General features: G+C 46.7%; 13 protein-coding genes. 6 read left to right on the forward strand and 7 right to left on the reverse strand.

Features of this window, described 5'->3' with window-relative positions; translation table 11 throughout:
• Positions 1-49: 49 nt before the first annotated feature.
• The 5 genes from lysS to ACO0KY_RS09305 all read right to left on the reverse strand — a co-directional run bounded on the left by lysS (position 50) and on the right by ACO0KY_RS09305 (position 6,285).
• The gene (gene lysS, locus ACO0KY_RS09285; RefSeq protein ID WP_423045482.1) at positions 50-1,588 is read right to left on the reverse strand and encodes a lysine--tRNA ligase; all 1,539 of its coding nucleotides are present in this window, start codon (positions 1,586-1,588) and stop codon (positions 50-52) included.
• A 127-nt stretch (positions 1,589-1,715) separates the two neighbouring features.
• Positions 1,716-2,820 (reverse strand): peptide chain release factor 2 gene (gene prfB / locus ACO0KY_RS09290; RefSeq protein WP_186910676.1). Its coding sequence is split into 2 segments (ribosomal slippage): positions 1,716-2,738 and positions 2,740-2,820, totalling 1,104 coding nucleotides; the frame shifts between segments, so codons are not numbered across the junction.
• Positions 2,821-2,946: 126 nt separating this feature from the next.
• On the reverse strand, positions 2,947-3,237 hold the full coding sequence (locus ACO0KY_RS09295) for a hypothetical protein (RefSeq protein WP_186910677.1): 291 nt from the start codon (positions 3,235-3,237) through the stop codon (positions 2,947-2,949).
• A 160-nt stretch (positions 3,238-3,397) separates the two neighbouring features.
• On the reverse strand, positions 3,398-5,614 hold the full coding sequence (locus tag ACO0KY_RS09300) for a YgiQ family radical SAM protein (protein WP_423045655.1): 2,217 nt from the start codon (positions 5,612-5,614) through the stop codon (positions 3,398-3,400).
• A 221-nt stretch (positions 5,615-5,835) separates the two neighbouring features.
• The gene (locus ACO0KY_RS09305; RefSeq protein WP_423045485.1) at positions 5,836-6,285 is read right to left on the reverse strand and encodes a ribonuclease HI family protein; all 450 of its coding nucleotides are present in this window, start codon (positions 6,283-6,285) and stop codon (positions 5,836-5,838) included.
• A gap of 155 nt (positions 6,286-6,440) precedes the next feature.
• Here ACO0KY_RS09305 and ACO0KY_RS09310 point away from each other — a divergent pair, with 155 nt between their 5' ends.
• The 4 genes from ACO0KY_RS09310 (at position 6,441) to ACO0KY_RS09325 (ending at position 10,003) form a co-directional block, all read left to right on the forward strand.
• On the forward strand, positions 6,441-7,394 hold the full coding sequence (locus tag ACO0KY_RS09310) for an alpha/beta fold hydrolase (RefSeq protein ID WP_423045487.1): 954 nt from the start codon (positions 6,441-6,443) through the stop codon (positions 7,392-7,394).
• Positions 7,395-7,560: 166 nt separating this feature from the next.
• The gene (locus tag ACO0KY_RS09315) at positions 7,561-8,262 is read left to right on the forward strand and encodes a hypothetical protein (protein WP_423045489.1); all 702 of its coding nucleotides are present in this window, start codon (positions 7,561-7,563) and stop codon (positions 8,260-8,262) included.
• Positions 8,263-8,545: 283 nt separating this feature from the next.
• Positions 8,546-8,986, forward strand: coding sequence for an NfeD family protein (locus ACO0KY_RS09320; protein WP_186910682.1), 441 nt, complete (start codon positions 8,546-8,548; stop codon positions 8,984-8,986).
• Positions 8,987-9,052: 66 nt separating this feature from the next.
• Positions 9,053-10,003, forward strand: a complete 951-nt coding sequence (locus ACO0KY_RS09325) for an SPFH domain-containing protein (RefSeq protein ID WP_186910683.1) — start codon at positions 9,053-9,055, stop codon at positions 10,001-10,003.
• A gap of 298 nt (positions 10,004-10,301) precedes the next feature.
• On the opposite strand, the gene ACO0KY_RS09330 is transcribed toward ACO0KY_RS09325, so the two are convergent.
• Together ACO0KY_RS09330 and ACO0KY_RS09335 are read right to left on the reverse strand one after the other, a co-directional pair.
• Entirely contained in the window at positions 10,302-11,414 is a 1,113-nt protein-coding gene (locus ACO0KY_RS09330) for an NADH:flavin oxidoreductase/NADH oxidase (protein ID WP_423045492.1), read from the reverse strand.
• Positions 11,415-11,616: 202 nt separating this feature from the next.
• On the reverse strand, positions 11,617-11,820 hold the full coding sequence (locus ACO0KY_RS09335; RefSeq protein ID WP_423045494.1) for a hypothetical protein: 204 nt from the start codon (positions 11,818-11,820) through the stop codon (positions 11,617-11,619).
• A gap of 175 nt (positions 11,821-11,995) precedes the next feature.
• Here ACO0KY_RS09335 and ACO0KY_RS09340 point away from each other — a divergent pair, with 175 nt between their 5' ends.
• Positions 11,996-12,295, forward strand: coding sequence for a hypothetical protein (locus ACO0KY_RS09340; RefSeq protein ID WP_423045496.1), 300 nt, complete (start codon positions 11,996-11,998; stop codon positions 12,293-12,295).
• Between the two features lie 209 nt (positions 12,296-12,504).
• The gene (locus tag ACO0KY_RS09345) at positions 12,505-13,806 is read left to right on the forward strand and encodes an MFS transporter (RefSeq protein WP_423045498.1); all 1,302 of its coding nucleotides are present in this window, start codon (positions 12,505-12,507) and stop codon (positions 13,804-13,806) included.
• Positions 13,807-13,814: the final 8 nt, after the last annotated feature.

A 13,814-nucleotide genomic window follows, 5' to 3' on the forward strand; every position in this document is an offset into this window, starting at 1 on the left:
ATACAGGGTAGGAGTATGTGTCACCCTGTTTATTTTCTGCGGATTTGGCTTAGTCTTCGCGGCGCAGATGTGGGAACAGGATCACGTCACGGATATTTGGTGAGTCGGTAATCAACATCATCAAACGGTCAATGCCGATACCGCAACCGCCGGTTGGAGGCAGGCCGTATTCGAGGGCGCGGATGTAGTCGGCGTCGTAGAACATGGCTTCGTCGTCGCCTGCTTCTTTTGCGGCCACTTGTGCCTGAAAGCGTGCTGCCTGATCTTCTGCATCGTTCAACTCTGAGAAGCCGTTCGCAATTTCGCGGCCTGTCATGAATAATTCAAAGCGCTCAGTAATGCCAGGTGTCGTGTCAGATGCACGTGCCAGTGGTGACACTTCGACAGGGTAGTCGATGATGTAGGTTGGGTTCCACAATTGTGCTTCAGCGGTTTCTTCAAACAAGGCCAATTGCAATGCGCCCAGACCTGCTGTGGCGAAAGGTTTGACGCCAAATTTCAACAATTCTGTTTTGATGAATTCTGCATCATGCAATTGTTCATTGGTGTAGTGTGGCGCATATTTATTGATCGCACCAACGATCGTCAGGCGTTCAAATGGCTTGGATAAATCCAGCTCTTTACCTTGATAGGTCAATACCGCAGTGCCGTGCGCATCTTCCGCTGCTTTGCGAATGACTTGTTCAGTGAAGTCCATCAGCCATTTGTAATCAACATAGGCTGCATAGAATTCCATCATTGTGAATTCAGGATTGTGGCGTGGCGATACACCTTCATTGCGGAAGTTGCGATTGACTTCAAAGACACGATTAAAGCCACCGACCACCAGGCGCTTCAGATACAACTCTGGTGCGATACGCAGGTACATTTCCATGTCTAACGCATTGTGGTGCGTGATGAATGGTTTTGCAGCAGCGCCGCCAGGGATGACGTGCAACATCGGTGTTTCTACTTCCATAAATTCATGGATGGCCATGAAGTTACGGATGGAACTCATCGCCGCAGTACGTGCCTTGAATGTGCGACGGGTGTCTTCGCTCATGATCAGGTCGACGTAACGCTGGCGGTATTTGGTCTCCTGATTTGCCAGACCGTGGAATTTGTCTGGCAGAGGGCGCAAGGATTTGGTCAGCAAACGTAAAGTCGTGACTTTGATCGTCAGTTCATCCGTTTTAGTTTTAAATAAAACGCCTTCGATACCGAGGATATCGCCCAGATCGTAATGGCGGAAGGCTTCCATTTCTGCTTCGCCAGTCTTGTCGGTCGTGACGTAGAGCTGAATGCGGCCATCAGCACGGATACCGGACGCGTCTTGCAATGTCGCGAAAGCGGCCTTTTTGCCTGCTTCACGCTTGAGCATCATGCGGCCGCCAACGCTGACTTGCACGTTCAGTGCTTCTAATTCTTCACGAGCGATGTCGCCGTATTGCGCTTGCAAGTCTGCAGCTTTATGCGTAGGGCGGAAGTCGTTCGGGAAAGCAATGCCTTTGGCGCGAATGGCGTCTAGCTTTGCACGACGTTCCGCGATGATGGAGTTTTCATCAACCGGCAATTCGGTGGCAGTGCTTTGATTGTTTATTTCTGACATAAGATTTCTCTCAGTTTCTCAGTTTATTGGGCAGCTTGCCCATCGATTATTGGTGCTGGTAAGTGCGCCTGTCGCAACGATGTTTATCATGTTGAATGACGCAGGAACGCGCTCACGGATATTTAAATCAAACGCCTTGCTTCAAAGATGCCGCAATAAATTCATCAATATCGCCGTCGAGCACCGCTTTGGTATTGCCTGTTTCAAAACCAGTACGCAAATCTTTAATGCGTGATTGATCGAGCACATAAGAACGAATCTGATGACCCCAGCCGACGTCGGTTTTGGAATCTTCCAGATTTTGTTTTTCGCTCATGCGTTTGCGCAATTCCAGCTCGAACAGCTTAGCTTTCAACATTTCCCATGCTTCTGCACGGTTGCGATGTTGGCTGCGATCGTTCTGACATTGCACAACAATACCGGACGGACCATGCGTTAAACGCACTGCGGAGTCGGTCTTATTAATATGCTGACCACCAGCACCGGACGCGCGATAGGTATCGGTACGCACGTCGGCAGGGTTAATATCGATCTCGAACGAGTCATCCACTTCTGGATACACAAACAAGCTGGAGAATGAGGTATGACGACCATTGTTAGAGTCAAATGGTGACTTACGCACCAGACGATGAACGCCAGTTTCTGTGCGCAGGAAGCCATAGGCGTATTCGCCTTCTACTTTTAAGGTCGCGGTTTTGATACCGGCAACGTCGCCATCGGATTGTTCCAGGATCTCAACTTTAAAGCCTTTGCGTTCGCAATAGCGCAGATATTGGCGCAACAACATTGAAGCCCAATCTTGTGCTTCCGTACCGCCCGCACCAGCTTGAATATCGATAAAGCAGTTGTTTGGATCCATAGGATTGTTAAACATCCGGCGGAATTCCATACCTTCAACCAAGCCGCGCAAATCTTGGGCGTCGATTTCGATTGCTTCTAAAGTATCGTCATCCGCTTCTTCACGTGCCATCTCGAATAAATCGTTGGCATCGCGTAAGCCGGCATTGGCTTTGTTGAGCGTATCAACAATCGCTTCTAAGGATTTTTTTTCTTTACCAAGATCTTGGGCGCGTTTAGGGTCATCCCAAACTTTAGGATCTTCTAATTCGGCGTTAACTTGTTCTAGTTTCTCTGACTTGATATCGAAGTCAAAGATACCTCCGAAGTTCGGCTTCGCGGACCGTCAGGTCGGCAAGCAGGGAGGACAGGCTATTGAGGCGTTCGGCTTCCATAATGTCGCTTTTCTAATGCAATAAAACCTTGCATTATAACCTCAGGCGCAAGGTAGTTGCCGATACTTTTGCCTATACTTTGTCAATACGCGCTGCCCTATTCTTAAAAAGGGGCGAGATTGTGCTTTACCAGAGCGAACTGGCCACGGTTGGTTGAGCTTTTCGATGACTTTCTAGCCATTTTGCTAAATGCGTTTTAAAGCAGGAAGGGCAGATATGGTATTGCGTGATTTTGGCGGAACCGCCGCTGGGAAGGGATTCTTCCTCTTCCATTGAGATGGTGGTGTTGATTTTTTCGTGTTCTTTGTCGCTCCAGTTTTCATCCCATAAGGACTCGGCTCCACAGACATCGCAGGTAAGCTTATCGAAAACTTCTTCGGTATGCTCTAAAATCAAAACGGTTTTCATGTGTTTCATACTGCCTCCAGGTGGTAGGTGTAAAAAAATGCGTATAAACCGATCGGTTGATTTTACATCAGCAAAGCGGATGAAATATCTGTGCTTATAAAAAAAGCTGCGTCGAATGCGCAGCTTTTCATGGTGTTTTACATTTTACTCAGAACGCGTTAGTGAATCATTAACGACGCCCGGATTTTGCTGGTGCCGCTTTGGGCTTTGCTGATTTGTAAGCCAGACCTGGGCGGGCGGGCGCTGTGACTGACTTTGCTGCCGTTGGCGTCTTGCCGTGGGTGACCGGCTTTTTACCAAAAGTATTGATCTTTGGCGCAGCTACCCTGCGGCCATTGGCAACACCACTTTCTTCAATCGTGATTGGAATCACTGGTTGACGTGCCGGAATCAAATGGCGTGGGCCGCTGCCTATCAAATCGCGGCGCCCCATGCGTACCAGCGCTTCGTGGATGATTTCCCAGTTTTCTGGCGCATGATAACGTAGCAAGGCTTTGTGTAATTTACGAATTTTGCCCGAACGTGCTGTTTCTACCACCTCTGAATCTGCTGTCACTTTCTTGAGCGGATTTTTGCGTGTATGGTACATGGTGGTCGCCAATGCCATTGGGGTTGGCATGAAGGTTTGCACCTGATCCAGTTTGAAATCATTTTTCTTCAGCCAAATCGCCAGATTGACCATATCTTCATCGGTCGAACCAGGATGAGCGGCAATGAAGTATGGGATTAGATACTGTTCTTTGTTCGCTTCTTTGGAGTACTTCTCAAACATTTGTTTGAATTCATCGTAGCTGCCGATGCCTGGCTTCATCATTTTCGACAAAGTATCGGATTCAGTATGTTCAGGTGCGATTTTCAGTAATCCACCGACGTGGTGAGTCACTAGTTCTTTCACGTATTCTGGCGATCTGACGGCGAGGTCGTAGCGTAAACCTGAGCTGATCAGGATTTTCTTCACACCAGGAATGGCGCGCGCTTTGCGGTAAATCGAAATCAATTTACTGTGATCAGTACCCAGATTGGAGCAAATTGATGGATACACGCAAGACAAACGACGGCATGATTCTTCGATTTTTTTGTCTTTGCAGGCCAGACGGTACATGTTGGCTGTTGGGCCGCCCAGATCCGAAATGGTGCCGGTAAAGCCTTTGACTTTATCGCGGATTTCTTCAATCTCACGCAAAATTGACGGTTCAGAGCGGCTTTGAATAATGCGACCTTCGTGCTCAGTAATCGAGCAAAACGTACATCCACCAAAGCAGCCACGCATGATGTTGATTGAGAAGCGGATCATTTCCCACGCAGGAATGCGGGCTTTGCCATACGCCGGATGTGGTGCACGTGCATAGGCGCGGTCATAGACGCCATCCATTTCATCCATTGCTAATGGCAGCGGCGGCGGGTTGAGCCAGACGTCACGGTCGCCGTGTCCTTGCACCAGCGCCTTGGCATTGCCCGGATTGGCTTCCAGATGGAATACTCTGGAGGCGTGGGCATACATCACTGCGTCGTCTTTGACTTCATCAAACGAAGGCAGGCGGATCACTGACTTATGTTGCTTGTTCTTGAGCATCAGTTGTCGTTCTTCACGGCTCATGATGCGAATGGCTTGCTGTTGCACTACGTTGACCGCCGGGGCTTCAGACGCTACTATTTTGGCATCATCACCAGTTGCGCACTTCGCGTCTTTTTCTGGCGTCATTGCATAGGGGTCGGTATGCGCTTCGAGTTTGCCTGGCGTATCGATTTTGACCGAATTGATTTCAGTCCAATCGTCATCTGGCAACCAGCCACGCGGTACCATGAATGCAGTGCCACGTAAATCGCGGATGTCTTTGATTGCTTCGCCTTGGGCAAGACGATGCGTCAGATCAATCAAAGCACGTTCTGCATTGCCGAATAACAGAATGTCCGCTTTAGAATCAGGCAGCACAGAACGGCGAACTTTGTCTGACCAATAATCGTAGTGCGCAATACGACGCAGGCTCGCTTCAATACTACCTATGACGACATTTGCATCAGGGAATGCCTCACGTGCGCGTTGTGCGTAAACCACCAACGCACGGTCGGGGCGCTTGGTGCGATCACCATCGGGAGTGTAGGCGTCTTCGGAGCGGATTTTGCGGTCAGCCGTATAGCGATTTACCATGGAATCCATATTGCCCGCCGTGACGCCAAAATATAAATTTGGCTTACCAAGAACGCGGAAGGCATCGGCAGATTGCCAGTCAGGTTGGCTGATAATACCAACTCTAAAGCCATGATGTTCAAGCAAGCGACCGATCAAGGCCATACCGAAGCTAGGGTGATCGATGTAGGCGTCACCCGTGACTAAAATAACGTCGCAACTATCCCAGCCCAGCTTGTCCATTTCGGCGCGTGACATAGGTAAAAATGGGGCTGTGTTGCTCCCGCCGACATCAGAGCGGAAGCGCGGGAAAGAGAAAAGATTTTTTGGCAAAGGATTCATGGGCGCGATTTTACCGGAAAGCCGCTAGCCTTGCTTGGTGTATGAAGAATTTATGCTGAATAATCAAACGCTTGCGTAAGAATTTGCTCACAGCTGTGATGAAAAACCTAATTTATTTCGCAATACGTGAATGCTTTTCAGTTTTTGATATCAATATTGTTACGCATGAGTGCGTCAACCTCCGTGTTTTTATGGCGCGGTATCCATTTGAGCCGCACTGCCGGAAGCAGCGAGAGCAATGCCTGCGCCTTCTGCCTGTATTCAACGAGTCGTGCCGAAGCTTTTGCTTCTGATCCTAAAACATCATGGATTACAACTTGGCTATCACCTCTCAATAACACGCTTTCTGCTTGCGACGGGTTGACATGTTGCTTAATGAGTGTCAAGGCGGCAATCAGGGCTTGGTATTCTGCATCACTGCTGTCACCGTAGCCTATGTGTTGGGAGCGGCTAAAATGTTCGCCGTTTTTTCCTTTTAAGATACAAGCCAGGTGGCATGTACCTGGATTGGGTTTTGCTGATCCATCGAACCAGGCTAGCCAATCTGCGTCTGCAAATAAATCGGCGTTTTTTAATTGTTTTGACATGAATACTTATTACTTGTGCGCCGTTTTAATTGGCTGTCATTGGCTGTTGGTGGGCGCAAATTTTAACCCAACTGATAGAAGATGCCATATTAGCTATATTTTTTGCACCAATCAGTGCATAGTAGCTTGTATAAGTCTGAAGCTTTTATCTCAAAGTGGATATTCACGTTTTATTTTTAGTGGAAATATATTCTATGTTTACTCTCATTAAACAAGCATTTAGGCGATTTCTGACAAAGATTTTTGATGATGCTATTCGTATTGAATATCAAAAAGCTGGTCTGATAAAGAAAAACATTGCGCTTGAAGGTGGTGATATATCTTACTTATGTAGTAATACTGTCTCTCTCGTAAATCAATCTGGTGGCGTGCTGTTGATGTTACACGGGTTTGGCGCGGAAAAAGAAATCTGGTCTGGTTTTGCCCGACATTTGGCGACCTCACTGCCGATATTGATTCCAGATTTGCCCGGTCATGGTGAAAATAATCAGGATTTTGAGGTCGATTATTCGGTTCATAGCCAGACCAATCGTGTGCATAAGTTACTGCAGGCTCTAAATGTGAGTAAGGTTCATATTGTTGGTCATTCTATGGGTGGAGCAATCGCTTTGCGCCTTGCTCATCTATATCCAGAGATCGTCTCTTCCTTGGTCTTAATCAGTGCCGCTGGCGCTGAAATCAAGCCTGGTGTCTTGGAAAACATCGTTGATAGCCGCGATCTGAATCCTTTGGTGGATGTTAAAAATAAGGAAGATTTTCAACGCTTAATAGAATTTTGTATGAGTAAGCCGCCGTATGTGCCCAGGCCATTTTTTAATTTGCTTGCAGATAAAAAAATCGCACGTTTTGAAATCGATAAAAAAATATTTGCCGATATCACAGCAGATATTGACCAGAGTGGACATCTTGATATTATCAAGGTGCCATCGCTCATTATTTGGGGTGATCAGGATCAGATTTTGAATGTTGCCGACGCAGATTATTTAAATCGACATTTAACAGGAAGTCATAAAATTATATTGCCGGGAATAGGGCACGTGCCAATAATGGAGGATCCGCGCCAAACCGCGCTCCATGCAAAATATTTTTTAGAGCATCTTGCGCTTTAATTCGGTAACACTTGTAGTTTCGTCGTTAACGGCACTTTTTTTGCTATTTTTTCTGAATTTTGTATAACTGTGTAAAAAATAGGCAATATGCCATTTCATTTTCGACGTACTACATAGAAAATGAAGAATAGCGTCATATTATTGCCTTACAAATTAGGAGTACAAAGTGTCAATTTCTTCATTGGGTACCGGAAATTACCAGACCGTCGGGGCTTTAGGGACAGCAACCAACACTGTATCGACTGCCCCTGTCTCGCCCGCGTCCTCTGATAGCGCAGCCTCGACGTCGGCAACGTCAACTGCAAACGGCAGTGCTTTGTCTGCGGCAATTGCGCAAGCTTTATCACAAATTAATCCAAATATTGATTTGACGACTTTATTGTCATCGAGCGGCCAGCAGTCTTCGTCTAACTTTACCAGCAGCCTACTGAACGCTCTACCGGGGTTAACTAAACAAAATTCAGGTAATACTGATCTGTCGGCTTTGCTTGGTACTTCGCCGGGTAGTACTGATAGCGCCAGTGGGGCCAATCTCGCACAGTTACTTGGTTTCTCTTCAGGACAGTCTTCTTCGGCGCCAGCACCGGTCAAGTTAGATAAGTCCAGTCCGACTTTTAGTCTGCAATCAAGCATTCAGCAATTGATTACGAATTTAGGAAATGGCGGCAGTTCTTCTGATAGCTTGTTTGGAACAAGCAATGATTCATCTGGCTCCTCAGCATCAGCATTACAAAGCTCTTTCAATAGTCTTGTGAAGAGCAGTGGTGGCAATCCTCATCAAGCTGACCTTCAGTCCTTTTTGAAATTGGTTGCCGCCAATGTTGAAGGAAGTGTTTCGATAGGAAGTCTTTTTAGTACGAGCGCCTGACTGAAAGTGTTGATTGTGGCGTTGGGTTAGCTTTAGATTCTTCATTGTTCTTTCTTAAATGAGATAAGCCTGCAAATCTGAATTTGCAGGCTTTTTTTGTTTTCAGCCGCCTATTTTTGATCGCGTGGTCGTGCACAGCGGGCATGTTTGCATTGAAATGCTCACTACTGCTTAGTCCTGATAATCTGACGATCACGGCTAAATTTTCAAAATATAACCGATGACTTCAGTCCCGTTAGGGATCATAATGTAATGCATTAAATATAATGATAAGGGGCAGGGTATGAGCGCATGGATGACCTGGGCGGTGCTGGCTGGTGTGGTCGTTATCTTGGAATTATTTAGCGGAACTTTTTATCTGTTAATGATTTCATTAGGCATGATTGCTGGGGCATTATCTGCCCTGATTGGTTTTGGCACTTCAGTTCAACTGATCGTGGCTGGCATTGTAGGATCAGTGGCGACGATAGCTTTGCACTCTAGTAAATATGGCTGGAAAGGGAATGTCGATGCGGCGCGAGATCCGAATGTGAATATGGATATAGGTCAGATTATCGAAGTGCCGCAATGGAATGAACAAGGAAATGGGAATTTTACGGCGCGGGCTTCCTACCGCGGAGCAATGTGGGACGTGGAAATGCATCATGGAAGTGGTGAACCTGGACAATATGTGATTCAGGAAGTGCAAGGTAGTAAGTTGATCGTCAAGCTATCAACAAGATAGGTTCTTTTTTGAAGTAAGAATTTGGTCGTGCTTGGTATAAATTTCAAATAACAATAAGGTGGATATATGGAAAGTATTGGTAGCGTTGCTCTGGTGCTGTTTGTTTTGGCCGTCGTTTTTGTCTTTAAAACGATTAACGTCGTGCCGCAACAGCACGCCTGGGTAGTTGAACGATTGGGTAAATATCACAGCACCTTAGGTCCTGGTTTGAATATCGTGGTGCCGTTTATTGATCGTATTGCTTACAAACATATCTTGAAAGAGATCCCTCTTGATGTGCCACCGCAAGTGTGTATCACCCGAGATAATACGCAATTGCAGGTCGATGGTATTTTATATTTCCAGATAACCGATGCGATGCGTGCCTCTTACGGCTCATCGAATTACATCGCGGCGATTACGCAATTAGCACAGACGACGTTGCGTTCTGTGATCGGTAAAATGGAATTGGATAAAACTTTTGAAGAGCGCGATCACATTAATACCACGATTGTTAGTGCAATTGATGAGTCAGCAGCAAACTGGGGCGTCAAAGTTTTGCGTTATGAAATCAAAGATCTGACGCCACCAAAAGAAATTTTGCATGCGATGCAGGCGCAAATTACGGCTGAACGCGAAAAACGTGCTTTGATTGCAGCGTCTGAAGGCCGAAAGCAGGAACAAATTAATATCGCCACCGGTGAGCGCGAAGCTTCGATTGCTAAATCAGAAGGTGAAAAACAAGCCTCGATTAATCGTGCTCAAGGTCAGGCAGCGGCAATTTTATCGATTGCTGAAGCAAGCGCTGAAGCGATACGTAAAACAGCAGCAGCGATTCAATCTCCCGGCGGTGAAGATGCAGTGAATTTGAAGGTGGCTGAACAATATGTTGCTGCTTTTGCGAATTTAGCGAAGACCAATAATTCGATCATCGTTCCTGCAAATCTGGGTGATATGAGCGGATTAATCGCAACGGCAATGCAAGTCGCTAAGTCTCAGAAAGGTGGTGTCGTTGAGGCACCAAAGCGAGTTAGCTAACGCCTTCAAATATTCAGTTGATCTGATTTTGATGTAAGAAAAGCGGCGCCAGAAATTTCTGGCGCCGTTTTTTTGTATTCACTACGAGTGTTTTAGAAGTACTTAGCAGTAGTGGCAGTTATAGATCGACGCTTGAAATTGCGACACAGTAGCATATCAAATTGACGATTTATCGGAGAATTTTTCTTGCAACTTTATAGCGCAAAAATCAGGAAGAAAAGTATTCTTATCCAGTTTTTAAGCACTCAGTTAGATAGCGTCGTACATGTTATGTGCGGACGTATCTAACTAATTCAGTTTATCGCGCGCCGATTTTCGTTTCGCCAAATAAGGCTTTTTGATCACGCGGTTGAGAGCGCCAGTATTGTTTTGGTGCGTCTACTGATGCGCCAAGTTTGGCGGCAGCATGCCAAGGCCAGTGCGGATCGTACAAAATTCCACGGGCAATGCCTATCATATCTGCCTGACCATTGGCGACAATGCTTTCGGCTTGTTCGGCTTCGGTAATCAATCCGACAGCGATGACCGGCATGGAGGTGGTTTGTTTGATCTTGTCGGCAAATTCAACCTGGTAGCCAGGTACTAAAGGAATTTGCTGTAAAGGCGATACGCCACCACTTGATACGTGGATGAACGAGCATCCACGTTGTTCTAATGCTTTCGTCAGCACGATACTTTGCTCAACATCCCAGCCACCTGTGACCCAGTCGCTGGCAGAAATGCGTATGCCTAGCGTGTAATTTTCTGGCAGTACAGCTTTTACAGCATCAAAAACTTCTAACGGAAAACGCAGGCGATTTTCTAAGCTGCCGCCGTATTCATCGTCACGTTGGTTGGATAATGGAGATAAAAATTCATGCATCAGGTAGCCATGTGCAGCGTGCAGCTCTATGGCGTCGATACCAAGGCGATGTGCACGAATTGCAGCATCGACAAATGCTTGCTTGACCCGTTCCAACCCTGTTTTATTTAGGGCCAAGGGTGGCGTTTCAGTTGGCCCATGCGGAATTGGCGAAGGAGCTACGGTTTCCCAGCCGCCATGATCGGGAGAGATTAATTGTCCACCATCCCATGGTGCCTGGCTTGATGCCTTGCGACCTGCATGGGCGAGTTGAATCGCGATTGGCATCGTGGAATATTGGCGTATTGACGTCAATACTTTAGCAAATGCTGCTTCGGTTTCATCAGACCACAAACCTAAATCTGCGGGAGAAATTCTGCCTATCGGTTCCACGGCTGTTGCTTCTATGATTAATAAGCCAGCGCCTGAAAGAGCCAGACCGCCGAGATGGATCAAATGCCAATCGGTGGCTTGGCCATCGACCGCTGAATATTGGCACATCGGGGCAATCACGATGCGGTTTTTTAATTTAAGATTTCCCAGTGAAATTGGGGAGAAAAGGGCACTCATCGTTCATTTTCCTATCATGGTGAGGTCAATGCAGATGCTTAACAAACATTGCAAGGTTCTCACGCATCATAAGATAAATTATTTTTACGTGCTGAAGAGCGTCAATTTGGAGTGTGCTTGAGTTTTTTGACAGGCAACAAGAATGACACAAAAAACACGACTCAGATAACAGTGGATTAAATCAAACCCCTTTTTCCCTTTGTCAGGCAGTTGTTGAGATATTGCTGACGATGGAGAGGTTGAGGTTGTCCTGTGTCAAAGTGACTGCCGCGGCAGGATTATTTTTAAGGGCATTTGCCCAACTGGTCGTTGTGTCAATCGAACTATTGTTTTGCGATTGTCCAATGGCGGCATATAAGGCGGCATTTGGGTTGCTCGTATTTACTGGAGTACTGATACTTGCCAAAATTGTCTGATTTTGTGCCGCTTGAAGAGATGTTTGGGTTGAAGAATTGCTATTTGTGTTCGTTGAGTTCGAGCTTGATTTTGAGGTGTTTATGCCTGCATTCACAAATGAGCTCAATAATCCTGATGCACTGTAGGTGTCATTGGACGACTGATTTCCGTTAAGAAGGGAGACAATGCTCGACTCTGAAGCCAACGTGACTGCGGAATTCACTAAGCCCGCATTTGCCGTCGACGAGATTGCCGCAGGCGCATTATTGGTGACAGTACTCGTCGTCGTGCTGGGTGTCGTCGCCGTAGGCGCACCCGAAGTACCCGTGCTGGCGCTGGCGAGTGGCGTTGTGGGTATGGATGAAATTGACATATACAATCCCCCTTGTCTGCCTAAATTATCGGCAACTTATTGTCCGACTTTAGCTTTTTATGCGTTTTTTTCTGAAAATCTAAAAAAAGATTTGTATCGGCTTTTTAAGTAACTGGCAAAAAGCCGAAATTGAAAAATTTGTGTTCTGCTGTTATTTTTTAACTGTGTTAATTTACGAAAATTAACGGAAATTTAGTTCTTTAGTGTTCGTTTGACGCAAATGGTGTTTATTTGCAATAAAGCCAATAGAGACAATAAAGATCTAGGCTAGTGTGGCCTACACTGTCTCCTTGATGAATTTTAAGATATGGAAATATTGGTATGAATGAAATAGTGAAGGTCATTGCTGCTCGTTTCCGATTTAGTTATGTGTGGATTATTGTTGGGATTATTTTTCTGGTTTTGCTTTCCGGGGCTGGTATCAGGGCGACACCAGCGATCATGATCCTTCCTTTGGAGCATGAATTTGGCTGGAGCCGTACAACGATTTCTTTGGTCATTTCGATCAATATTGCCTTGTATGGATTAATCGGTCCTTTTTCTGCTGCCGCCATGCAAAGCTATGGTATTCGGCGCATGATTCTGGGGGCATTAGGGTTGCTCGCCATTGGAACCTTTTTTAGTACGTTCATGACATTGCCGTGGCATATGATGCTCGCGTGGGGTGTGGTGGTTGGTGCCGGTAGTGGTGTCGTTGCAAATACCTTAGCCGCAACTATCGTCGGGCGTTGGTTTGAAACGAGGCGTGGTCTGGCGATGGGGCTTTTGACTGCCAGTGCAGCGACTGGACAAATGGTATTTTTGCCCTTGATGGCGTATATGGTTGATCACGTCGGCTGGCGTGCAGTGGCATTGATGGTGTCTGCTGTGGCGGCACTCGCGATTCCTATGGTGGCATTGCTATTGCCTGAGCGTCCTGAGGATGTCGGTATGAAGCGTTACGGCCAAGTTGACGACACGACGCAAAGTGCAATGACTGGCGGTAATCCATTCAAGGCGGCTTTCCAGGCATTGAAGCGCGCGGTCGGTATTCGTGATTTTTGGCTGTTGTTTTTCAGTTTTTTTGTTTGCGGTATGAGTACCAATGGGTACATCGGCGCGCATTTTATCGCTATGTGCAGTGACTACGGCATATTGGCTGTCGGCGGGGCGAGTATTCTGGCCACAATGGGTGTATTGGATTTGGTTGGGACAACTATGTCGGGCTGGTTATCAGATCGCTACAACGCGCGTGTACTTTTGTTCTGGTATTACGGCTTACGTGGTGTGGCCTTGATTTTTCTGCCTCAGGCGTTTGGCCTGAGCTATTTTGGCTTGCCAATTTTTGCCATTATCTATGGCTTGGATTGGATTGCAACTGTGCCGCCGACCGTCAGATTGGCTAATGACGTGTTTGGAAGAGCTGCAGCGCCCATCATTTTTGGATGGGTAGTGGTCGGGCACCAATTGGGTGCTGCAAGTGCTGCTTTACTGGCAGGCTATATGCGCAATAGTCTGGGAAGCTACACCGCGTCGTCTATCATGATGGGTATTGCTTGCATTGTAGCTGCTGTCATGGTGTTGCGGATACACGGTCGCAAACAGGATAGTGATGACGCTATGCAAACAGCGGCCGTTGGATAAAAGCCAAA

The organism is Undibacterium sp. Dicai25W (assembly GCF_049340505.1).
Lineage (GTDB): Bacteria > Pseudomonadota > Gammaproteobacteria > Burkholderiales > Burkholderiaceae_D > Undibacterium > Undibacterium jejuense.